The 21,507-nt window shown below is 70.3% G+C and carries 20 protein-coding genes, 1 tRNA gene and 1 other RNA gene; 15 read left to right on the top strand and 7 right to left on the bottom strand.

Annotated features, from left to right (window positions below):
- The first annotated feature begins 10 nt into the window (after positions 1 to 10).
- The 5 genes from ACFOYY_RS20155 to ACFOYY_RS20135 all read left to right on the top strand — a co-directional run bounded on the left by ACFOYY_RS20155 (position 11) and on the right by ACFOYY_RS20135 (position 5,387).
- Complete coding sequence (locus ACFOYY_RS20155) at positions 11 to 1,099, top strand: hypothetical protein (RefSeq protein WP_386190718.1); 1,089 nt, start codon at positions 11 to 13, stop codon at positions 1,097 to 1,099.
- Positions 1,096 to 1,989 (top strand): bifunctional DNA primase/polymerase, encoded by an 894-nt coding sequence (locus ACFOYY_RS20150; RefSeq protein WP_386190717.1) that lies wholly within the window; start codon positions 1,096 to 1,098, stop codon positions 1,987 to 1,989. Before ACFOYY_RS20155 ends, ACFOYY_RS20150 begins: the two co-directional genes overlap by 4 nt.
- On the top strand, positions 1,986 to 3,596 hold the full coding sequence (locus ACFOYY_RS20145) for a hypothetical protein (RefSeq protein WP_386190715.1): 1,611 nt from the start codon (positions 1,986 to 1,988) through the stop codon (positions 3,594 to 3,596). The genes ACFOYY_RS20150 and ACFOYY_RS20145 overlap by 4 nt, the downstream gene beginning before the upstream one ends.
- A gap of 285 nt (positions 3,597 to 3,881) precedes the next feature.
- Positions 3,882 to 4,124 (top strand): helix-turn-helix domain-containing protein, encoded by a 243-nt coding sequence (locus ACFOYY_RS20140; RefSeq protein ID WP_386190712.1) that lies wholly within the window; start codon positions 3,882 to 3,884, stop codon positions 4,122 to 4,124.
- A gap of 9 nt (positions 4,125 to 4,133) precedes the next feature.
- A complete protein-coding gene (locus ACFOYY_RS20135; RefSeq protein WP_386190709.1) occupies positions 4,134 to 5,387 on the top strand; it encodes a tyrosine-type recombinase/integrase in 1,254 nt (417 codons plus the stop codon).
- An 81-nt stretch (positions 5,388 to 5,468) separates the two neighbouring features.
- On the opposite strand, the gene ACFOYY_RS20130 is transcribed toward ACFOYY_RS20135, so the two are convergent.
- Positions 5,469 to 5,554 (bottom strand) — tRNA-Ser (locus ACFOYY_RS20130).
- Positions 5,555 to 5,662: 108 nt separating this feature from the next.
- Here ACFOYY_RS20130 and ffs point away from each other — a divergent pair.
- Together ffs and ACFOYY_RS20120 are read left to right on the top strand one after the other, a co-directional pair.
- Positions 5,663 to 5,758: signal recognition particle sRNA small type (gene ffs, locus ACFOYY_RS20125), an RNA gene on the top strand.
- Between the two features lie 31 nt (positions 5,759 to 5,789).
- Entirely contained in the window at positions 5,790 to 7,961 is a 2,172-nt protein-coding gene (locus tag ACFOYY_RS20120) for a DNA polymerase III subunit gamma and tau (RefSeq protein WP_386190706.1), read from the top strand.
- A gap of 13 nt (positions 7,962 to 7,974) precedes the next feature.
- On the opposite strand, the gene ACFOYY_RS20115 is transcribed toward ACFOYY_RS20120, so the two are convergent.
- Positions 7,975 to 9,447 carry a GAF domain-containing protein gene (locus ACFOYY_RS20115; protein ID WP_386190704.1) on the bottom strand — a complete coding sequence of 491 codons (1,473 nt, stop codon included), beginning with the start codon at positions 9,445 to 9,447 and terminating at the stop codon, positions 7,975 to 7,977.
- 351 nt (positions 9,448 to 9,798) lie between these two features.
- On the opposite strand from ACFOYY_RS20115, the gene ACFOYY_RS20110 reads away from it, so the two are divergent.
- The 5 genes from ACFOYY_RS20110 (at position 9,799) to ACFOYY_RS20090 (ending at position 13,709) form a co-directional block, all read left to right on the top strand.
- Positions 9,799 to 10,152: a YbaB/EbfC family nucleoid-associated protein gene (locus tag ACFOYY_RS20110; RefSeq protein ID WP_352013692.1), complete on the top strand. Its 354-nt coding sequence runs from the start codon at positions 9,799 to 9,801 to the stop codon at positions 10,150 to 10,152.
- 4 nt (positions 10,153 to 10,156) lie between these two features.
- On the top strand, positions 10,157 to 10,756 hold the full coding sequence (recR, locus tag ACFOYY_RS20105; RefSeq protein WP_352013693.1) for a recombination mediator RecR: 600 nt from the start codon (positions 10,157 to 10,159) through the stop codon (positions 10,754 to 10,756).
- The gene (locus ACFOYY_RS20100) at positions 10,749 to 11,279 is read left to right on the top strand and encodes a DUF5063 domain-containing protein (RefSeq protein WP_352013694.1); all 531 of its coding nucleotides are present in this window, start codon (positions 10,749 to 10,751) and stop codon (positions 11,277 to 11,279) included. The genes recR and ACFOYY_RS20100 overlap by 8 nt, the downstream gene beginning before the upstream one ends.
- A gap of 91 nt (positions 11,280 to 11,370) precedes the next feature.
- Positions 11,371 to 12,645: an aspartate kinase gene (locus ACFOYY_RS20095; RefSeq protein ID WP_352013695.1), complete on the top strand. Its 1,275-nt coding sequence runs from the start codon at positions 11,371 to 11,373 to the stop codon at positions 12,643 to 12,645.
- A complete protein-coding gene (locus ACFOYY_RS20090; protein WP_352013696.1) occupies positions 12,642 to 13,709 on the top strand; it encodes an aspartate-semialdehyde dehydrogenase in 1,068 nt (355 codons plus the stop codon). The genes ACFOYY_RS20095 and ACFOYY_RS20090 overlap by 4 nt, the downstream gene beginning before the upstream one ends.
- Before the next feature lie 97 nt (positions 13,710 to 13,806).
- On the opposite strand, the gene ACFOYY_RS20085 is transcribed toward ACFOYY_RS20090, so the two are convergent.
- Positions 13,807 to 14,451, bottom strand: a complete 645-nt coding sequence (locus tag ACFOYY_RS20085; RefSeq protein ID WP_352013697.1) for a hypothetical protein — start codon at positions 14,449 to 14,451, stop codon at positions 13,807 to 13,809.
- A gap of 481 nt (positions 14,452 to 14,932) precedes the next feature.
- On the opposite strand from ACFOYY_RS20085, the gene ACFOYY_RS20080 reads away from it, so the two are divergent.
- Positions 14,933 to 15,709 carry a bestrophin-like domain gene (locus ACFOYY_RS20080; RefSeq protein WP_386190697.1) on the top strand — a complete coding sequence of 259 codons (777 nt, stop codon included), beginning with the start codon at positions 14,933 to 14,935 and terminating at the stop codon, positions 15,707 to 15,709.
- Between the two features lie 57 nt (positions 15,710 to 15,766).
- Here the strand turns inward: ACFOYY_RS20080 and ACFOYY_RS20075 are convergent, their stop codons facing one another.
- A complete protein-coding gene (locus ACFOYY_RS20075; RefSeq protein ID WP_386190694.1) occupies positions 15,767 to 16,969 on the bottom strand; it encodes a hypothetical protein in 1,203 nt (400 codons plus the stop codon).
- Positions 16,970 to 17,185: 216 nt separating this feature from the next.
- On the opposite strand from ACFOYY_RS20075, the gene ACFOYY_RS20070 reads away from it, so the two are divergent.
- Complete coding sequence (locus ACFOYY_RS20070) at positions 17,186 to 18,616, top strand: amidase (RefSeq protein ID WP_386190691.1); 1,431 nt, start codon at positions 17,186 to 17,188, stop codon at positions 18,614 to 18,616.
- Here ACFOYY_RS20070 and ACFOYY_RS20065 read toward each other — a convergent pair.
- Positions 18,594 to 19,361, bottom strand: a complete 768-nt coding sequence (locus ACFOYY_RS20065) for a nucleotidyltransferase (protein WP_386190689.1) — start codon at positions 19,359 to 19,361, stop codon at positions 18,594 to 18,596. The two genes, ACFOYY_RS20070 and ACFOYY_RS20065, sit on opposite strands and share 23 nt — an antisense overlap.
- Positions 19,362 to 19,384: 23 nt before the next feature.
- Complete coding sequence (locus ACFOYY_RS20060) at positions 19,385 to 19,798, bottom strand: VOC family protein (RefSeq protein ID WP_386190687.1); 414 nt, start codon at positions 19,796 to 19,798, stop codon at positions 19,385 to 19,387.
- Between the two features lie 129 nt (positions 19,799 to 19,927).
- Between ACFOYY_RS20060 and ACFOYY_RS20055 the strand changes: the two genes are divergently transcribed.
- The gene (locus ACFOYY_RS20055; protein ID WP_352013703.1) at positions 19,928 to 20,284 is read left to right on the top strand and encodes a YkvA family protein; all 357 of its coding nucleotides are present in this window, start codon (positions 19,928 to 19,930) and stop codon (positions 20,282 to 20,284) included.
- On the opposite strand, the gene ACFOYY_RS20050 is transcribed toward ACFOYY_RS20055, so the two are convergent.
- Positions 20,281 to 21,477, bottom strand: a complete 1,197-nt coding sequence (locus ACFOYY_RS20050; protein WP_352013704.1) for an amidohydrolase family protein — start codon at positions 21,475 to 21,477, stop codon at positions 20,281 to 20,283. The two genes, ACFOYY_RS20055 and ACFOYY_RS20050, sit on opposite strands and share 4 nt — an antisense overlap.
- Between the last annotated feature and the right edge of the window lie 30 nt (positions 21,478 to 21,507).

The following is a 21,507-nucleotide window of genomic DNA, read 5'->3' as shown; positions in this document are numbered from 1 at the left end:
AGGAGAAGCCATGTCCACCCCGCCTGCCATCGCCTGCCCGGCCTTCACCACCACGACCTGCATCGTGGCCCGCTGCTGCGACTGCGACTACACCTTCGGCTACGACGACGACACCCACTTCCTCACCCTTGAGAGCGCCCGCCGCACCATGACGGCCGATGGCTGGAGCCGCGCCCACGACGCCGAACCCGTCGGCCGCGACATCTCGGCCGACGCCGAGCGGTGGCGCTGCCAGGGCTGCACCGCCGTCCGCGCCTGCGCCACCTCCGGCCACCAGCCCTACACCCCTCAGCCGTGGATTGACCCGCGCACCGGCGTCCGCTTCCATGCCGGGCAGATCTGCGAGCGCTGCAGCGCATCCCTGACCAAGCCCACCTGTCAGCGCCCGCCCGCCGACTACCCCACCGCCGCCCCCATGGCCCGGCACCTGTACTGGGACCACACCAGCCTGCCCGAGGGCGCCGACCTGACCACCGCCGTGGCCCTGCTGATCGACCAGGCCAATGCGGTCGGCTGGCGGGAGCGCTGGGACGCCTACCTGGCCGCCCACCCCGACGCCGTCCGCCACGACGGCGACCACACGCCCGACATCGCCGCCGGGATCGCCGCCGCCGACCAGCTCATCATCCTGGTTCAGCAGCTGCGCCAGCGGCTGGCCGACACCACGATCCCGCCCGCCACCGGCCTGCCCGGCTGTCTCCCGGTGAGCCACAGGGACCTCATGACGCAGACGGTCGACGCCGTCCTCGCCGCCCTCGACGACCGGGACCTGACCGCCGCCCGTGAGCACTTCCGCCAGGCCGTCCACAGCGACCCATCGGCGGTGACCGACCTTCTCAAGCGCCTGGCCGCCGCTGTCGCCATCCCCGCCGGGCTGGTCATGGTCGGGTCCGGCATCGACATCTGGGCCAACCCGCACCGGGCCGACTGGGCATGGAGGTGCGGCGACTGCCCGTGGACCGGCAGCAACTACCGCAGCCTGGCCATCGCCCGCACCGCAGCCGAGGAGCACGCCCAAGACCACCAGGCCGACGGAACGCCCATCCCGGTGGTCGTGGAGTACGGCAGCGCCTTGCACACCGAAAGGACCTCATCGTGACGTCACCGCAGCTGCGCTGTGCGCTGGCCGCCGCCGCCCGCGGCTGGCACGTCTTCCCCGTCTCCATCGGCGACAAGACCCCGCTGTCCGGCTTCCGGTGGAAGCGGCACGCCACCACCGACCCCGAGGTGATCGGCCGGATCTGGGCGCGACGGCCGTTCAACGTCGGAATCTCCTGCGGCCCCTCCGGGCTGGTCGTGATCGACCTCGACCTGCCCAAGCCCGGCGAGCAGGTACCCGACCAGTGGCAGCGGCCCGGGGTCGAGGGCGGCGCCGATGTGTTCGCCCTGTTGTGTGAGCAGGCCAGGCAGGCGGTGCCGTGGGAGACCTTCTCCGTCCGCACCAGGAAGGGCGGAACTCACCTGTATTTCACCGCCCCGCCCGGCCTCGCCCTGACCAACACCTCCGGTGAGGCGGGCAACGGCCTGGGCTGGCGGATCGACACCCGCGCAGAGGGCGGGTACGTCGTCGGCCCCGGCAGCTACGTGGACCTGCCGGATGGCGCCGGATGGTACGAACCCCTCCACACCGCCGACCCGGCCCCGCTGCCCGGCTGGCTGGCCGAACGGCTACGCCCCGCCCCGCTTCCGCCCCAGCGGCCCGTCGTGGTCGAACTGCGGTCCGGGCGCCGGGGGACCTATCTGGAGGCGGCCATCCGCTCCGCCCTGTCGGCGATCGCCGCCGCGAACGGGAACCTGAACACCACCCTGTGGGGTGCGTCCGTCGCGCTCGGCCAACTCGTCGCCGGGGGCGCCCTGGACGCCGCCACCACCGAGAACCTGCTCACACAAGCCGCCGTCACCGCTGGACACCCGGAGGCTCCGGCCCGGCGGACCGTCCGGTCGGGGTTCCGCACCGGCGCCCAGAGGCCCCGGAGGGTGCCCGCATGACCAACACCACCCCAACCACACCCACGCCCGAGCAGCCCGAGCAGGGCACGCCCCGGGTCCAGGTCGGCTCCGGCCCGGAAACCATCCGGGTGCTCAAACGGCGCCTGGCCGAGGGGCTGCTGCCCGACACCTACGTCTCCGGCGGCGCCCTGGTCCACATGGAGACCATCTCCGGCGGCCACGCCTCCCCGGCCACTGATGAGGATTCGCCGCTGCCGACCACGGCCAGCCCGATCACCCCCGCCACCCTCGCCGGACTGCTGGCCGAGCACGTCTACGTCTACCGGATGCGCTCCCGCAAGGACAGCAACGGCGGGAGCGAGCTGGTCGAGGAGGAGGTCACCCCACCCCGGGAGATCCTCTCCTCCGTCCTGGCGGGCAAGACCTGGCCGCACCTGCCACCCTTGCGCGGCGTGATCGGCGCCCCGATCCTGCGTCGCGACGGCACCCTCCTGCAGAAGCCCGGCTACGACCCGGCGACCGGCCTGTATCTGGCGTCCAAGGTCGCGTTGCCGCCGGTCCCGGACCGGCCCACCGCCCAGCAGGTACGTGAGGCCAGGGCGTTCCTGCTCAACCGGTTCCTGCGCGACTTCCCGTGGGCGTCTCCGGCTGACCGCGCCAACTACCTGGCGCTGTTGGCCACGCCGATCCTGCGGCACTTCACCCGGTCGTTGACGCCGTTCGCGATGATCGACGCGACCATGCCCGCCTCCGGCAAGTCCATCCTGACCGGCGGCCCCGGCATGCTTTATGGCCAGCGCATCATGCCCTGGGCCGACGCCGAGGAAGAACTCCGCAAGTCGATCACGGCGGTGCTGGCCGAGCAGGTCGGCGTGGTCATCTGGGACAACCTCCCCGAAGGCACCGTGATCGACTCCGCGACTCTGGCTCTGCTGGTGACCGCCGGGGTGTGGTCGGACCGGCAGTTGGGCGCCTCCCGCAACGTCGCGGTCGTCAACGACCGGTTGTGGATGGCCACCGGCAACAACCTCCAGGTCGGCGGCGACATGGCCTCTCGCACGGTGCGGGTGCACCTCGACCCGAACATGCCCCGCCCCGACCAGCGCGACCAGAGCACGTTCGGCATCCCGCACCTCGACCAGTGGATCACCGTGCCGGGCAACCAGATGACCGTCCTGTGGCACCTGCTCATCCTGGTCCTCGACTGGACCGGCCAGGGCGCGCCCCGATCCGCCGGAATGGCCATGCGGCAGTTCACCCCCTGGACCCAAGCCCTGGGCGGATTCCTCGCCCACCACGGCGTCGAGGGGTTCCTGGCCAACGCCAGCCAGGTCCGCGACATCGACGAGGACGAATCCCGGTGGGGAGCGTTCCTGGCCTGCTGGCACCGACTGCACGGTCAGCAGCCCATGGCCGCCGCCGAACTGCGCCACTCCGGGGAGCCGGACCGGGTCGGGTTCGAGGAGGTCGATCGGTGGGACGGGATGTTCATCACCACCCCCTCCGGACGGCTGCCCAACGCGATGTCCCTGGGGCGGCTGCTGACCGGGCAGGTCGGCCGGTGGCGGGGCGAGTACGTGATCCGCTCGGGCAAGCACGAGCGGGGCAACCGGAACGTCTTCTGGGTCGAGCGCCACTCGGCCTGAGGACCGGTGCAGAGAAAAGCGCTGAAACATCTCGGCAACTCGGCAACTCGGCAAAGACGGCTCTGACCTGCACTAATTCTTGCCGAGATAACCCGAGTCCCAAACGGCTATCTCGGCATCTCGGCACCCGTTGCCGAGATAGCCAGCGTTTGCCGAGATGCCATCACCCCGGCAACTCCTATGTCGGCAGGCATCGCCCCAGGTCACGGACACTTTTGCCGACTTGCCGACTTGCCGAGATGTTTCAGCCCTCCCCACAAGAACCGCGTGACAGGAGGACATGTCATGGCCACCTCGATAGCCCTCACCGGCATCCCCGCCTCGACTCCAGCACCTTCCTTGCTGCTCACGGTGGAGGAGGCGGCCAAGCAGCTCAGGATCGGCCGAACCCAGATGTACCAACTCGTGATGACGGGGACTGTGAGGTCCGTCCTCATCGGACGCCTTCGCCGGGTGCCGATCGAGTGCCTGCGCGAGTACGTGACCGACCTGATGGCCGCTGAGGCCAGTCAGAAGACCGTGGCCTGAGGAGGCTGAATGGGGCGTAAGCCGAATGGCGCGTCAAGCATCTACCTGGGTGAGGACGGCTACTGGCACGGGAGAGTGACCGTAGGCGTCAAGGACAACGGGCAGGCCGACCGCCGTCACGTGCAGGCCAAGACCGAAGCCGAGGTCACCAGGAAGGTTCGCGCACTGGAGCGTGCGCGCGACGACGGGAACGTTCGCAAGGCTGGCCAGCGGTGGACGGTGGCCAAGTGGCTCACACACTGGATCGAGAACATCGCGGTGCCACCGGCGATCCGTGAGAGTTCCCACGCGGGCTACCGGGTGGACGTGAACACGCACCTGATCCCCGGTATCGGTGCTCACCGGCTGGACAAGCTGACCCCTGAGCACCTGGAGAAGCTCTACGCCAAGATGCAGGCCGCCGGGAAGTCTGCGGGAACCGCTCACCACGTCCATCGCACGATCCGGACCGCGCTCAACGCGGCCGTACGGCGAGGGCATCTCACCCGGAATCCCGCGACGCTCGCCAAAGCGCCGACACTTGTCGAGGAGGAGGTGGAGCCGTACGAGATCGGCGAGGTGAGGAGGCTTCTAAAGGCCGCTGAGGCGCTGCCGCGCAACAGTGCCCGGTGGGCCGTGGCGCTCGCCCTGGGGCTGCGTCAGGGCGAGGCTCTGGGGTTGCAGTGGGCCGATGTGGATCTGGAGAGGGGCGCTCTGCGCGTACGGCGGGGCCGTCAGCGTCCGAAGTACGAGCACGGCTGTGAGGGGACCTGCGGACGGAAGGCGGGCTACTGCCCGGATCGTCGGCAGACCCGGCCGGACACGTCGGATACGAAGTCCCGGGCAGGGCGACGGACGATCGGGCTTCCCGGTCAGCTTGTCACCCTGCTTCGAAAGCATCGTGAGGAGCAGGCCACAGGTCGCGCGTTGGCAGGGCAGCTCTGGGAGGAAGGGGGATGGGTCTTCGCCACCGCGACAGGCGGACCCCTCAACCCGAACACCGACTACCACCAGTGGAAGGACCTGCTGAAGGCCGCTGGACTCAGGGACGCCCGGCTGCACGACGCGAGGCACACCGCCGCGACCGTCCTTCTGATCCTGGGAGTCCCTGAGCGGACGGTGATGGCGATCATGGGGTGGGCGAGCACCGGCATGGCTCGCCGGTACCAACATGTGACCGACACCATTCGGCACACCGTCGCCAAACAGGTGGACGGGTTGCTCTGGGACGCCGACGAGGGGGCGCCAGCAGAGGTCGAACGGGCGCTCTCAGAGGCCAATTGAGACAGAAACTGAGACTGGACAGCACGAAGGGCCCGGCTGGATGGGTCCGGGCCCTTCGTGTTTGTGCTGCTCAACCAAGCGCGGAGGATAGGAGATTCGAACTCCTGAGGGGTTGCCCCCAACACGCTTTCCAAGCGTGCGCCCTAGGCCAACTAGGCGAATCCTCCGTGGAGTAGCTTACCGAACTTTCAGGACTGCGTTGACCACATATTCGAGGCATCTTCGTTGGCGGCCGTTCACTACTCCGAGCACTCGCGACAGAGGCTAGACTGTGCCAGGACCCCTCGCGCGGCGTCATCCTGTGAACCTCCCCAGGGCCGGAAGGCAGCAAGGATAAGCAGGCTCTGGCGGGTGTGCGAGGGGTCTCTTCGTTTCAGACTCCCTCGCAGGTGGGATCGTCGCATGAGTCTTGCGCTGTACCGCAAGTACCGGCCCGGGACCTTCGCCGAGGTCAAGGGGCAGGAGCACGTCACCGAGCCGTTGCGGCAGGCGCTGCGGAGCGGCCGGATCAACCACGCCTATCTGTTCAGCGGGCCCAGGGGATGCGGCAAGACGTCGAGCGCCCGCATCCTGGCCCGTTCGCTGAACTGCGAGAAGGGGCCGACCCCCGACCCCTGCGGCGAGTGCGAGTCGTGTGTGGCCCTGGCGCCGACCGGGCCCGGCCACCTGGACGTCATCGAGATCGACGCCGCCTCGCACGGTGGTGTCGACGATGCCCGCGACCTGCGGGAACGGGCCTTCTTCGCCCCCGTCTCGGCGCGCTTCAAGATCTACATCATCGACGAGGCGCACATGGTGACCCGCGAGGGGTTCAACGCGCTGCTCAAGCTCGTCGAGGAGCCCCCGCCGCACCTGAAGTTCGTCTTCGCGACCACCGAGCCGGAGAAGGTCATCGGGACGATCAAGTCCCGCACCCACCACTATCCCTTCCGGCTGATTCCGCCCGCCGCGCTGCGCACGCTCATGGAGGAGATCCTCACCTCGGAGAACGTGCCGTTCGAACCCGCCGCGCTGCCGCTGGTGGTCAGGGCGGGCGCCGGGTCGGCCCGTGACTCGCTGTCGATCCTGGACCAGCTCTTCGCCGGGTCGGACGAGGCCGGCATCACCTACGCCCGCGCGGTCTCCCTGCTCGGTTACACCGACGGCGACCTGCTCGACGACATGGTCTCCGCTTTCGCCACCCGCGACGGGGCGAAGGTCTTCCAGGCCGTGAACCGGGTGGTCGAGGGCGGTCACGACCCCCGCAGGTTCGCGATGGACCTGCTTGAGCGCTTCCGCGACCTGGTGATCCTGGCGAACGTGCCCGAGGCCGCGACCAGCGGGCTGCTCGACCGTCCCGGTGACGAGCTGGAACGGCTCCAGCAGCAGGCGGCCTCGATGGGCCCGGCCGAGCTGACCCGCGCGGCGGAGATCTTCAACGAGGGCCTGACCGAGATGCGCGGCGCGGCCTCGCCCCGGCTGCTGCTTGAGCTGATGTGCGCCAGGACCCTGCTGCCCGGGGTGGCCAGGGACGAGGCGGCGCTGCTGACCCGGCTTGAGCGGCTTGAGCGGGGCGGGGTCACGGTGGTCCAGGCGGCGGCCCCTGCAGTGGCTCCGACGGTGGCCCCGGCAGTGATCCCGGCGGTGGCCCAGGCGCCTCCCGCTCAGGCTCCCATGGCCGCCCAGGCTCCGGCCCCCACGCAGACCCCCGTACAGCCCGCCGCGCCCGCGGCCGCCGTACCGGTTCGGGCCAAGGACGACGACTGGCCGGCTCCCACGCGGCCGGGAGGGCAGGCGCCCGCCCCCGCCGCGGACCAGCCCCAGGCCCAGGCTCCTGCGGTCCCGGGAGTGTCAGGGGGTGACGCGGGAGCGGTACAGCAGGCATGGCCGCAGGTGCTCGCGGCCCTCAAACGGCGCAGCATCGTCGTCTGGGCGAACGTCAACACCAACGCCCAGGTCGTCGGGGTCGAGGGCAAGGTCGTCACGCTGGGCTTCGCCCAGGTGGGCGCGATGCGTAACTTCACCGGCGGCGGCAAGGACGTGGTGGTCGCGGGGGCGCTGCAGGACGTGCTCGGCGGCACCTGGAAAGTGGAGGCCGTCGTCGGCGGTTCGCCCATGCCGTCCGGCGCCCGGCAGCAGACGCCGCCTCCTCCTCCGCCACGCGCCGAGCCCGTCCAGAGCCCCGCGCAGAGTCCCTCGCAGGGGCCCGTCACGAGGCCGACCGCGGAGCCCCAGGCGGTTTCGCCTCCCCGTGAGGCCCAGCGAGCCCCTCAGGCCCCGCAGACGCAGCCTCGCCAGAGCCCGCAGGCCACCGACGAGTCCTGGCCCGACGCACCGCTCCCCGAGGACCCGGGTTCGCCTCCGCCGCCGAGTCCCGGCCTGGCCGCCGCGCGTTCCGCCGCCAGGACGGCCGCCCATACGGCCGCCCAGACGGGGCCGAGGGGGGCGGGGACCAAGTCGGCGTGGCCGGAGGCCGTGCCCGGCAGGTCGTCCGGCTCCGACGACGCCGGTTCGTCCGACGACGCGCTGACCGGCATGGCCCTCCTCCAGCGTGAGCTGGGCGGCCAGATCATCGAGGAGATCGGCCACGCCTGACGGTCCTGCGGGATCAGGGCGAGTCCAGGGCCGACAGGCGGATCGCGGCGGTCACGGCGCGGTGGTCGCTCCGGGGAAGCACGGCGACGAGTCGTTCCAGGACGTGGGCGTCGCCCCTGGCTCCCTCGGTCTCCGCGTAGGTCCACAGGTCGTCGGGGGACCCCCGGGTCAGGAGGCGGGCGCGGACCCGGCCTTCGAGCTCCTCGCGTTCGTCGCGCACCGCGGGGGCGTCGGAGCGGGGCAGCAGCGGCCCGCCGTACGCGCCGGCGATCGCGGTGGTGTCCTCACCGGCGAGCAGGCGTCGCAGGGTGAGGAAGTCGGCCCGCACCACACAGGTCAGCCGGTACGGCCGGGCCGCGACCACGGGGCCGAGCTGCAGGCGCAGGCGGTGGATCTCGGCGCGGGCGGTCACCGGGTTTCCCGCGTCGCCGTACAGGTGGAGGGAGAGCTGTTCGGCCGTGACGCCCTTGGGGTTGAGGGCCAGCACCGTGAGGATCTCGGCGTGACGGGGGGACAGCGGCACGTGGGCGCCGTCGAGATCGGCCGCGGGATGCCGCGTCCCGAGGAAGGACAGGGTCAGCACGGGCGTGTCCGCCGTGCCGAGGACACGCAGCAGGAAGCCGTCGCGGACGGGGGTCAGCAGCGCGGTCTCGCCGTCGGGCAGCACGACCCGGTCGCCGGAGGCGGGCAGCCGTACGCGGTCACCCCATCGCAGGGAGCGGTCGGAGGCGACGACACGGCCCGTGGCGGTGACCAGGGCGCCGGGTTCGCCGCGCAGCGCCAGCAGGTGCTCGTCGTTGCGGGCGCGGAACAGGTCGTCGCGCTCGCGCATGCGCAGAGCCAGGTGGCTCTCCGCCAGTCTGGCCGTGGTCTCGACGAGGGCGACGGTCGCCGGATGCAGGGCGTTCATGGTGCCGCTGATGTCGACGCAGCCGATCACCTCGCCGCTGTCCGGGTCGTTGATCGGCGCCGCCGAGCACGACCAGGGGTGCAGTGCCCTGACCAGGTGCTCGGCGGAGAAGACGTGGACGGGGCCCCGGGTGGCGAGCGCGGTGCCCATGCCGTTCGTCCCGATCACCTCCTCGCCCCAGTGGAAGCCGTCGGCGAGCCCGACTTCGTCGGCCATGCCCATCACCCGGTGGTCTCCGTCGCGCCAGAGCACCCGGCCCTTCTCGTCGGTGACCATCAGGATGTGCGCGCTCGCCGAGGCGGCATCCAGGAGGGTTCCGGCGACGAGCGGCAGCAGGGCGCCGACGGGATGGTGGGAACGGACGTCCTCGACGTCCTCCCGTTCGAAGGCGGGCGGGGCCGCGCTCGCCTCGGGATCGACGCCCGCGTCCATGGATCTGCGCCACGAGGCGGAGATCAGGCCGCGTAACGCCCCGTCAGGAGGTTGGGCACCGTTCAGCACGGACTCGTGCAGACGGCGCAGTCGTAACGAGTGGACGTTCAAATCCGGGACGGCTTCCCGGCGGCTGCCGGACATATGGCTCCCCAGGAATCAGACCGATTGCCGAAGCATCGGTTGTCGGGACGGGTGCACGCAACCGGTTCGGCGAAAAGGGAGTGCGAAGGGTGATTGAACGATCGCAACGTGTGTGCAACCTGGAATCGGTTACCTTCGCAGCGCACGCCGTCGTGTGCGGCCGCTCCGGCGCGTGCGCCGTCGGGTCCCGGACGTCGTGGAGGGGGGCCGGGACCCGACAGGATCGTCGTGAACCGGCGGACCGGGTTTAGTCACCACATGGGGGGAACACGGGCATGGGCCAGTACAACACCCGCCTCTGACCCCGTAGGCTCGTGACGACTGACGTCACGGACGAGGAGCACAACGACGGTGAACCCAGGGGATGTCAACCTGCAGCAGCTGCTGGAGCAGGCACAGCTCATGCAGCAGCAGCTTGTGAGCGCTCAACAGGAGCTGAACGACGCCCAGGTCGAGGGCTCGGCGGGCGGCGGGCTGGTCGTCGCCACGGTCAACGGCGGCGGCGAGCTGCTCGAACTGAGGATCAGCGCCGAGGCCGTCGACCCCGGTGACCCCCAGGACACGGCCGACACCATCGCCGACCTGGTCATCGCGGCGATCAGGGACGCGGTCCGCGCCGCGGCCGACCTCCAGCAGGAGAAGCTCGGCCCGCTCGCACAGGGACTTGGGGGCGGCAGCGGCCTCGGTCAGCTGCCCGGGTTCTGAAGCCATGTACGAGGGGGTCGTCCAGAACCTGATCGACGAGCTGGGCATGCTGCCCGGAGTCGGCCCGAAGAGCGCCCAGCGGATCGCCTTCCATCTGCTGTCCGCCGAGCCCGCCGACGTGAAGCGGCTCGCCCACGCCCTGCTTGAGGTTAAGGACAAGGTCCGTTTCTGCCGGACCTGCGGGAACGTCGCCGCCGACGAGGAGTGCCGGATCTGCCGCGACGCCCGGCGCGATCCCCACGTGATCTGCGTGGTCGAGGAGTCCAAGGACGTCGTGGCGATCGAGAAGACCCGTGAGTTCCGCGGGCGTTACCACGTGCTCGGCGGCGCGATCAGCCCGATCGACGGGGTCGGCCCCGACGACCTGCGCATCCGCGAGCTGATGACGAGACTGGCCGACGGCCAGGTCACCGAGCTGATCCTCGCCACCGACCCCAACCTTGAGGGGGAGGCGACGGCGACCTATCTCGCCCGTCTGGTGAAGCCGATGGGGCTGAGAGTCACACGACTGGCCAGCGGGCTGCCCGTGGGCGGTGACCTCGAATACGCCGACGAGGTCACCCTGGGCCGCGCGTTCGAGGGAAGGAGGCTGCTGGATGTCTGACGCATGGGGTGCTCTGGCGGAACGGGTCGCCGGGCACGCGGAGAACTACATCGACGGTCTGACCAGGCTGGCGAACGGTGAGGGCGGCGACGCCATCCTGTCGTTGCTGCTGGTCGAGGTCGCGCAGGTCAGCTCGGCGGGCGCGCAGCTCGGAGCCAGCCAGGACGTGATCCTGTCCGGCAACTGGGAGCCGCACCTGAGCGAGGACCCGGACGTCGACGCGGTCCGTACGGCCCTGGCCGAGCGGCTCGGCCCGGTCGACGACTACGCCGAGGTCTTCGACCCGTACAAGGACACCGCGGTCACGCCGTACCGGCTGTCGGACGACCTGACGGCGGTGGCCGCCGACCTTCTTCACGGGCTCAGGCACTACCAGGCGGGGCGTCCCCTTGAGGCGCTGTGGTGGTGGCAGTACTCCTACTTCAACACCTGGGGCAACCACGCCGGGGCCGCGCTGCGCGCCCTGCAGGCACTCGTCGCCCATACTCGGCTGGACGTGGCCGAAGAGCGCACAACCGTGTGATTGTCCACATAGTGGGCCAAACCAGAAGTGCGCTACCCGGGCGACAGTAGACTGAGAGCTCCACAGCCCTAGATTGCTTCGGAGACATCTCGTGGCGCTCGTTGTTCAGAAGTACGGTGGTTCGTCCGTCGCCGACGCGTCCTGCATCAAGCGGGTCGCCCAGCGGATCGTCGCGACGAAAAAAGCCGGCAACGACGTCGTGGTGATCGTCTCGGCGATGGGCGACACCACCGACGAGCTGCTCGACCTCGCCCAGCAGGTCTCGCCGCTGCCGCCGGTGCGCGAACTCGACATGCTCCTCACCTCGGGTGAGCGCATCTCGATGGCGCTGCTGGCGATGGCGATCGCGAACCTGGGCCAGGAGGCCCGCTCGTTCACCGGCTCCCAGGCCGGGGTGATCACCGACTCCTCGCACGGCCGCGCCCGCATCATCGACGTGACGCCGGGCCGCATCAGCGAGGCGATCGGCGCCGGTCAGGTGGCGATCGTGGCCGGGTTCCAGGGGGTCTCCCAGGACACCAAGGACATCACCACCCTCGGCAGGGGCGGTTCCGACACGACGGCCGTGGCGCTCGCCGCCGCCCTCGAAGCCGACGTGTGCGAGATCTACACCGACGTGGACGGGGTCTTCACCGCGGACCCGCGCATCGTCCCGGTCGCCCGCAAGATCCCCAAGGTCTCCTACGAGGAGATGATGGAGATGGCGGCCTGCGGCGCGAAGATCCTGCACCTGCGCTGCGTCGAGTACGCCCGCCGCTTCAACCTGCCGATTCACGTAAGAAGCTCGTTCAGCACCAAGGAAGGCACGTGGGTCATCTCCGACCCCGACAGTGAAGGAACACAGATGGAGCAGCCGATCATCTCCGGCGTCGCGCACGACCGGAGCGAGGCCAAGATCACCGTTGTCGGGGTGCCCGACAAGGTCGGCGAGGCTGCCACGATCTTCAAAACGCTGGCCGACGCCGAAGTCAACATCGACATGATCGTGCAGAACGTGTCGGCGGCGGCGACCGGTCGGACGGACATCTCCTTCACGCTGCCCGCGAGCGACGGCTCGACGGCGCTGACCGCACTGAAGAAGATCCAGCAGAACATCGGCTTCGAGTCGCTGCTGTTCGACGACCAGATCGGCAAGGTGTCGCTGATCGGCGCGGGCATGCGCTCGCACCCCGGCGTCACCGCGACGTTCTTCGCCGCCCTCGCCGACGCGGGGGTGAACATCGAGATGATCTCCACCTCGGAGATCCGCATCTCGGTGATCGTCGGGCAGGACGAGGTGGACTCGGCGGTCAGCGCCGCCCACCGCGCGTTCAATCTCGACGCCGACCAGGTTGAAGCTGTGATCTACGGAGGTACCGGCCGATGAGCCGCAAGCCCACCCTCGCTCTGATCGGCGCGACCGGTGCCGTCGGCACCGTCATGCGCGACATCATCTCCAACCGGGAGGACATCTACGGCGAGATCAAGCTCGTCGCGTCCGCCCGGTCCGCAGGCAAGGTCCTGCGGGTCCGCGGTGAGGACCTGGTCGTCCAGGAGCTGACCGCCGAGGTCTTCGACGGCGTCGACATCGCGATCTTCGACGTGCCCGACGAGGTCTCCGCCGTGTGGGTGCCGATCGCCGCCGAGCGCGGCGCGGTCGCCATCGACAAGTCCGGCACCTTCCGGATGAACCCCGAGGTGCCGCTGGTGGTGCCCGAGGTCAACCCGCAGGCGGCGCGCAACCGCCCGCTGGGCATCATCTCGACCCCCAACTGCACCACGCTGTCGATGATGGCCGCGATGGGCGCCCTGCACACCGAGTACGGCCTGCGCGAGCTGGTCGTCTCCTCCTACCAGGCGGTCTCCGGCGCGGGTGTCGCCGGTTCGGGACGTCTCTACGACGAGGTCGAGGCGCTCGCCGGCGACCGGACGGTCGGCCAGAGCGCCGGTGACGTGCGCAAGGCCCTGCAGAACAAGCTCGGTGACGGCGAGTCTCCCTTCCCCGCGCCGATCGCGTTCAACGTCGTGCCGTGGGCGGGTTCGCTCAAGGACGGCGGCTGGGCCTCGGAGGAGATCAAGCTCCGCAACGAGTCCAGGAAGATCCTCGGCATCGACGACCTGAAGGTCTCCGCGACCTGCGTCCGTGTCCCGGTGATCACGACCCACTCGCTGGCCGTGCACGCGACCTTCGAGCGGGAGATCACCGTCGCCGACGCGCACCGCATCCTGGAGGCGGCGCCGACGGTGGTCGTCATGGACGACCCGGCCAACGGAGTCTTCCCGACCCCGGCCGACGTCGTCGGCACCGACCCCACCTACGTGGGCCGGGTTCGCCAGGCGCTCGACTTCCCCAACACCCTCGACCTGTTCGTCTGCGGCGACAACCTCCGTAAGGGAGCCGCCCTGAACGCGGCGGAGATCGCCGAGCTGGTCGTGGCCGAGCTCTTCTAGCACGTCGTCGTCACCGGGCGGGTCGTCTCATGGACGGCCCGCCCGGTGCGGTTTTCCGGGCATCCGGTTTCCCGGGTGACAGCGGCGTTCCCGGGCGTCAGCGGAAGAGGATGTCCCAGTGGTCGGACTCCCTGGCGTAGACGGTCTGTGAGTCCCCGTAGAGCGGGGCGCCGTCACCCCTGACCCGCTGGTAGGGATACTTGCTCTTGATGTAGCGGCTGACGCACCGGTTGGGCTTGATGTCCAGCTTGTAGCCCTCGTAGTGGCTGTACAGGCCGGGGGCGTGGCCGACCTCGGTGCCTCCGGTGATCACGATGGGGCACCCGCTCTCGCGCTTCAGGCCGATCACCCTGTTCACCGTGTCCGTCCTGACGGCCTCAAGTGAGGTGCACCGCCCGTTGTCTCGGCTGGCGCACCGGCCTGAGGACTTCCGGCCGAGACCGGCCCGCTTCAGCAACTGGGCGGCCTGTGTGTGGGCGAGCCGTACCGAGGGCAGGCGGTGGGCCGTCTGGGCGCTGGTCCGCGCCTGGCTCTTTCTGACCGGGGCCTTGGCCTCGGGCTGCCGGGCCTCACTCAGCCCTTCCCGTTCCCACAGTCCCGTGCCGAGGTCGGCGGGCTCGCGCAGGGCTACGGCCTTCAGGTACAGGTCACGGGTGTAGCGCCTGGCGGCCTCCAGGGCGTTGATGTCGTAGCGGCCGGTGCTCGGCACCCGTGCGGACGCGTCGGACGAGTCCGCGATCATGACGGCGACCGGCGAACTGGCGGCCCCGGTCTCGGCGTTTCCGTCCGAGGCCAGGGCGATGAACGATATCTGCAGAGCCAGAAGTGCTCCCGCCGTAAGCCGGGCCGCTCTCCGTCTACAGGGACGTTTCCCCATTTTCTATCCCTTGTCGCGGAAGCCCTTCCACAAGAAGGATCAATCCCACGCCGAACCGGTGGTGACCCCCGAACATCGCGAAATTTGCCCCGTGCTGGCGATCACCGTGCCCCCCGCTGAACAGGCCTTACGCCAACAAACGCGACAAAGTAGCCGGTTTCCGCAGGGTGTGCCGTACGGCCTCGGGGAGAGAAGATCGCCGAAACGGACGGGGAAAGTGTGCCCGCCGTACCGGGTCATCCGGGATCGCCGATTTCGTGAGTGAACTGTGGCGGAACCGTAGGCATCTGTGTAATGAAAAGATTACCCTAAGTAGTTACATTCATGGTTGATCCGAGGGAGTCCCATGGGCTGGATAAGCGTGCTGGTGGTAGTCGCCGTCGCGATCACGCTGATCGCGCTTCTCGTCCTCAGGAGGAGGGGGCACGAGGGAGAGGACAACGGCTCGGCGTCGATCGACTTCGCGGCCAACCTCGCCCTCGCCATCTACCTGCTGGTCCTGGCCTACGCCGTCGTGCTGTGCCGGGACGCCATCTCCACCTCGCAGACCGACGTCCAGGCGGAGACGGAGGCCCTCAGCGAGCTGTACTGGTCGGTCGCGCCCATCCCCGAGGCGGGGCCCATCCGGGCCCAGATCAGGGACTACTCCGCCAAGAGCGTCTCCCTCGACTGGCCGCTCATGGCCCACGGTGAGATGTCCCCGGTCCCCACGAAGCTGCTTGAGAACATGCGTGCCGAGGTGCTCAGACTCAAGCCGGCCGACGACGTGGGCAAGACCCTCCAGCAGGACGCCCTCAGCCACATCTCCGACGTCTTCCACTCCCGCGCCGTACGGGCCGACGACGCCAACACCGGTCTTGAGAGCATCTTCGTGATCTCCATGCTCATCTCCGGGCTGCTGGTCGTCGTGCTTCCCTGGACGGTCGGGAACCGGCCGACGGGCGCCTCGGTCGTCGGTGACCTGGTCAGGGTGACCGTGGTCGTCGTCGGGGTCGGCTTCATCATGCTGACCGGTCGCCCGTTCAACGGCCTGGGCTCGGTCGGGCCCGACGACTTCGTTGCCGTGCAGCAGCAGTACGACCAGATCGACGCCCAGTTCCCCGCGAAGCTGCCCGAGGGCTGAACGGGGCACACGTAGGAGGCCCGGTTGGCGACCGATCGCCAACCGGGCCTCACGCGTTTATCTGCGCGGCCTGCGCTTGAGCAGGGCGACCGCGGTGACCGAGATGACGCCGGTGAAGAGCACCAGGATGACCAGCCTGCGGTCGGTTCCCTGACGCCGTTCGGCGAAGCGGTCCTGGATGCGCTGCCGTCGCATCCCGAGGACCGAACTCTCCGGGCTCGGCGACACCGTGGGAGACGCTGTGGGAGGCGGCGTCGGCGGAGTCGGGGTGGGTGTCGGCGGTGCCGGGACGACGGCGACGGGCGAGACCTGGACGGGTCTCGGCGGTGGCGGTGGCGCGGGTGGCTCCGGAGTGGTGGGCGGCGTCGGAGCGGGTGGCTCCGGGGTCGTGGGCGGGGGTGTCGGGGTGGGGGCAGGCGGCTCAGGCGTCTGGGGAGGCGTCGGAGCCGGGGTCTGCGTGGGCGGGGGTGTCGGGGTGGGCGTGGGGGTCGGCGTGGGCGGAGGAGCCGGGGGCGGGGACGTCGGGGTGAGGGTCCGTGCGGGCGGCGGAGTCGGCGTGGGGGCCGGGGGCTCGACCGTCGGGGTGGGGTGGGGAGCGTGACAGGACTCCCCACCGAGCAGCAGCGAGACGATGGGCAGGCAGATGACGGGTCTCACGGCCTTGGTGAGCGGCTCGCAGTGCGGGACCAGGCCGAGCAGCGACCCCAGCAGGCCGTGCCCGCAGGACGGCGGCCCGACCCTGACCCCGGACCCGGCCTCCTCGTCGGCGGCCTCGCCCTGGCCCGTGCCTTGGGTTCCGTCCTGGGCTTCGTCCTGAGCCCCGTCTTGGGTCTCGTCTTGGGTCCCGTCCTGGGCCTCGCTCTGGGCTCCACCTTGGGTTTTGGCCGGGGCCTCTTGGGCTTTGGCCGGGGCCTCCGGGGAGGTCTTGGGCGGAGCCTCGGCCGGAGTGTCGGCAGAGGCGTCACTCCCGCCCGCGGGGCCGGGCCTGTCGGGAAGGTCGGCTTCGGGCTTCACCCGGGCCTGCGTCGTGACCGACGTGGCCGGGGGCCCGGTCCGGGATGCCTGATGAGTCTGGGGCGTCCCCTCGGTTTGAGGCGGGGAGGCCTCGGGGGTGGTGTCCTGGCCCGCGTCGTACGGCGGGGCGCACTCGGGCGTCCCGTTCCGGGTGGCCGTCAGACATTGGCCGGGAGAGTCCTGGACACCGGCGAACGCCGCGACGGCTCCCCCCGTCACCGGGGCGGCCACACAGGTCGCCAGCACCGCCGTACCCAGAAGTGCGTGTCGTCGTTTTCCGCGCCGGTTTTTCGTCACATAAACGTTCTAACATTTAACAGAGTGTCACGGTAGGGTAATGAAACCCTTGCGAAGATCCACCCACGGAACCACGTTTCCCACCTGGATCGGGAAGGATGTGGCCACGGCCTCGAAAGGCCCCGAGAGCCTTTCGAAGGGGTGCGTTCGGCAAGGAGTGAGGCGTTGGACGAACTGTTCGACCTCGACGCGGTCGGCCAGGCGGAGGCGGTGCGCGCCGGTGACGTCTCGCCGAGAGAGCTCGCCGAGGCGGCGATCGCGAGGATCGAGGCGCACGACGGGGAGATCAACGCGGTCGTCCACCGCAGGTTCGAGCGGGCGCTCGCGGAGGCCGACAGGCTCACCGGGGACGCCCCCTTCCTGGGGGTGCCGACCCTGCTGAAGGACCTGGGCTGGAGCATGGCGGGTGAGCCGTACCGGGCGGGCTCCCGGGTGCTCGACGGCGTCGAGGTGGCACGGGACGGCTACGCGCCGGCCAAGCTGCGCGCGGCGGGGTTCGTGGTCCTCGGCCGGACGAACACCCCCGAGTTCGGCACCGCGATCACCACGGAGCCCAGGGCCTTCGGGCCGACGCGTAACCCCCATGACGTCCGCTACAGCCCCGGCGGGTCGAGCGGCGGGTCGGCCGCGGCGGTCGCCTCGGGCATGGTCCCGGTGGCCGCGGGCAGCGACGGCGGCGGGTCGATCCGCATCCCGGCGAGCCTGTGCGGGCTGGTCGGCCTCAAGCCGAGCCGGGGGCGGGTGAGCTACGGGCCGGCCGTCGGCGAGGCCTGGGCGGGCTTCTCCACGCCGGGCATGCTCTGCCGTACGGTCAGGGACAGCGCGGCGACCCTCGACGTGATCGCCGGGGCGATGCCGGGCGACCCGTACGGCGCGCCCGCCTGGCCCCGGAGCCTGGCTCAGGAGGTCGGGGCCGACCCCGGACGGCTGCGGATCGGCTTCCTCACCGAGCACCCGGGGCGCCCCGGCGAGACCGACCCCGACCTGACGGCCGCCGTGTTCGGCGCGGCCCGGCTCCTTGAGTCGCTCGGTCACGGCGTCGAGTCCGGCGGCCCCGAGGCGCTCACGGAGAAGGACTTCGCGCTGCACTTCGGCACGGTCGTCGCGGCCCACCTGGCCGCCGACCTTGAGGACTTCGGGCGCTGGCGCGGCAGGCCCGTCGATCTCGACGAGCTTGAGGAGCGCAACCGCATCCTCGGGGCGACCGGGCGAAGGCTCAGCGCGGTCGACTACGTGGCCTCACGCGACTGGATCGACGGGTTCCGCCGCAGGATGGCCACCTGGTGGGAGTCCTTCGACCTGCTGCTCACCCCGTCCCTGGGGGCGGCGCCGTTCCCCATCGGCTGGCTCGCCTCCGACGACGTCAGCATGGCGCGGGGCCGGATGAACCAGGCCGTGGCGTTCAGCTCGCCGGTCAACGCCACCGGCCAGCCCGCGATCTCCCTGCCGCTTCACCGGACCTCGGGGGGGATGCCGGTCGGCGTCCAGCTGGTCGCGGCGGCGGGCCGGGAGGACCTGCTGATCCGGGTCGCCTCCCAGATCGAGGCCGCGGCCCCCTTCGAGCACACCGCGATCAGGCACGCGACCTCCCGCTGACCGCGTCGATCTCCGAGGCGAGGAAGGCGACGGTCAGCTCCGCCCTGAGTGTGGGCCATCCGTCGTCCTGGACCGGGCCGGGCCGGGCGTAGCGCCGCCGTTCGATGTCGTCGACGATCCGTGTGGGGGCGCCCATCTCCCTCAGTACGGCCAGCGCCCGGTGTTTGGTGACGAGCCTCCCCTCCCTGAGGGTCACCGTGGCCCGGGCCAGGGTGAGCATGGCCGCGTCCACCCAGATGTCACGGAGCCACAGGTCGGGGCGGTCGAGCAGCGGGCGCCAGAACTCCCGCAGGTCCCAGGCCACGAACCCGGCGAGCTCCTCGTCGGTCACCGGCGGCAGGAGGGTCGCGGGGGGCGGGCCGTACAGGACCAGGCCGAACTCGTGGAGCTCGCGCCTGGTCACCGGGGTGATCGGCCGGTGGGTGACCTCCTCGTGCGCCCAGGCGAGGTGGGGCCGTGCGGGGTCGTCCAGTTCGGTCGTGACGACGTAGCCGCAGTGCAGCTTCGCCGCGAGCGGTACGGCGGCGCCGAGGCGTTCGTGCATCAGGGTGAGGCCGGACTTCTCCTCGGGGGAGCAGGGGCGGCTGAGGACCGCCACGAGATCGAGGTCGCTGCGGCCCGGCTGGTAGTCGCCCGCGGCCAGGGAGCCGTGCGCCCAGACCGCGAGCAGCGGGACCATGGGGACGAGGCCGGTGACGAAGCGGTCGACGAGGGCGGCGGTGGGGGCGTGTTCGGTCACGGTCATCCCTTTCCCCGGCCGCCCGTGCGTCAGCCCTGGCTTCGGTTCTGGCTGAGGAAGACTTCGAGCTGGATGCCGTCGGGGTCCCGGAAGGCGAGCAGGGCGAAGCCCACCTCGGGGATGTCCTGGACGCCGGAGTGGGTGACCCCGGCCTCGGTGAGGCGGGTGGCCCAGGCGTCGAGCTCCTGCCGGGTGTCCACGGTGAACGCCAGGTGGTCGAGGCCGGTCCTGCGCTCGTTGAACTCCGCGTCGCCGTCCTCGTGCTTGTGCCTGGTCAGCCCGATGATGACCCCGCTGGGGTGCCGCATGAGCTGCCGTTCGAAGCCCGCGTTGTTCCAGGGGAACAGGGGTGCGAAGTCCAGGACGTCGCCGTACCACCGCACGGAGGCGTCGAGGTCGCGCACGTTCAGCGCGATGTGGTGAACCCCGGAGAAAGTCGTCATCTGTCTCACCTTTCACGTGATGGACATAACCCTAGATTCCTCGGGAACCGTCCACGAAGAGTACGCGTTATATCTTGAGGCGACGGGGTAGAAGGCCGTCGACGAGCGTGCCCCCCGAGGAGGGTTCCCATGGCGAAGGCAGCGCGTGCGGCACAGGCATGGCGGGTCTACAAGCAGGTGTCCCAGCCGGGTTCACCGGGACTCATCACCAGACTGCGCACCGTTCCGAGGATGGTCGGCGCGGTGACGCGGGGCCGGTACCCCGGCATGAGCAAGAGCAGGCTGGCCATGCTCGGCCTGGGCGTGGTCTACATCCTCTCGCCGATCGACGTCATCCCCGACTTCCTGGCGCTCGTCGGGGTGGCCGACGACTTCGGTGTCCTGCTGTGGCTCACGGCCTCGCTGCTCGGCGAGAGCGGACGCTATCTCGACTGGGAGCGCAGGAACATCCAGGCGAGCGTCTTCCCTCCCGAGCACGGACGCTAGAGCTGTTCCATCCTGAGCCAGGCCCGTGACGGCAGCGGGTGGCCGAACAGGCGGGCGGCGTTGCCGTAGGCGACCCTGGCGATGTCGGCCGGGGGCAGGTTGCCAAGGTTCGTCGCCACGGTCTGCTGGGTGTCGGGCCAGGTGGAGTCGGAGTGCGGGTAGCCGCTCTCCAGCAGCACGTGTTCGAGGCCGACCGCGAAGCGCACCCCGGACAGGGCGTGGTCGTTGAGCGTGCCGAAGAAGAAGTTGCGCCGCAGGACCTCGCTGGGCTTGAGCCCGCCCTCCCAGGCGGCCTCCCCGGCGACCGGGTGGTCGAGCGCGTAGTCGGCGCGCTCGGCGAGCATCGGCAGCCAGCCGACCCCGCCCTCCACGATGAGGATCCGCAGCGCCGGGAAGCGCAGCGGGATGCCCGACCAGAGCCAGTCGGCGCAGGCGAACATGGCGCTCGCGGGCATCAGCGTGGTGATCGCCTCGATCGGTGTGTCGGTCGAGGGGACGGGGGTCCAGGAGGCGGAGCCGGTGTGCAGGCACACGACGGTGCCGGTCTCCTCGCAGGCCTGGAAGAACGGGTCCCAGTGGTCGGTGTGGATGGACGGCAGCCGCAGCCGGGTGGGGAACTCGGGGAAGAGCACGGCCTTGAACCCCCTGGCCGCGTTGTCCCTGATCTCCTTGGCCGCGACCTCGGGGTCGGTCAGCCAGGGCAGTTGCAGGGCGATGATCCGCTCGGGGTAGGTGCCGGCCCAGACGTCCACGTGCCAGTCGTTCCATGCCCGCGTGATCGCGAGGCCGAGCTCCTGGTCGCGGGTCTTGGCGAAGACCATCCCCGACTGCCCGGCGAGCATGCCGGGAAAGCACAGCGCCGCCCAGACACCCGCGCGGTCCATGTCCTCGACCCGCGCGTGGATGTCGTGGCAGCCGGGCCGCATGTGCTCGAAACGCACCGGGTCGAGCGTCCACTGCTCACGGGGCAGCCCCGCGCCCACGTCGAGACCCGCACACGGGTAGGTCGCGCCGCCGTACCGCCAGACCTGGTGCCCGGAGTCGGTCTCGACCACCTTGGGGGCGAGATCGGCGTATTTCTCGGGGAGCCGGTCGAGGAACATGTCGGGTGGCTCGATGAGGTGGTCGTCAGCGGAAATGATCACATAGTCCCGCCGCCGTGGCTCGGGGTCGGGCAGCAGCGGCGTAGTCACGCGGTAAACCGTACGTCGCTGACGTCACAC

The organism is Streptosporangium jomthongense (assembly GCF_042650425.1).
Taxonomy (GTDB): Bacteria; Actinomycetota; Actinomycetes; order Streptosporangiales; family Streptosporangiaceae; genus Streptosporangium.
Note: the sequence above shows the minus strand (reverse complement) of the source record. Positions and strands in the feature narration are given on the sequence as shown.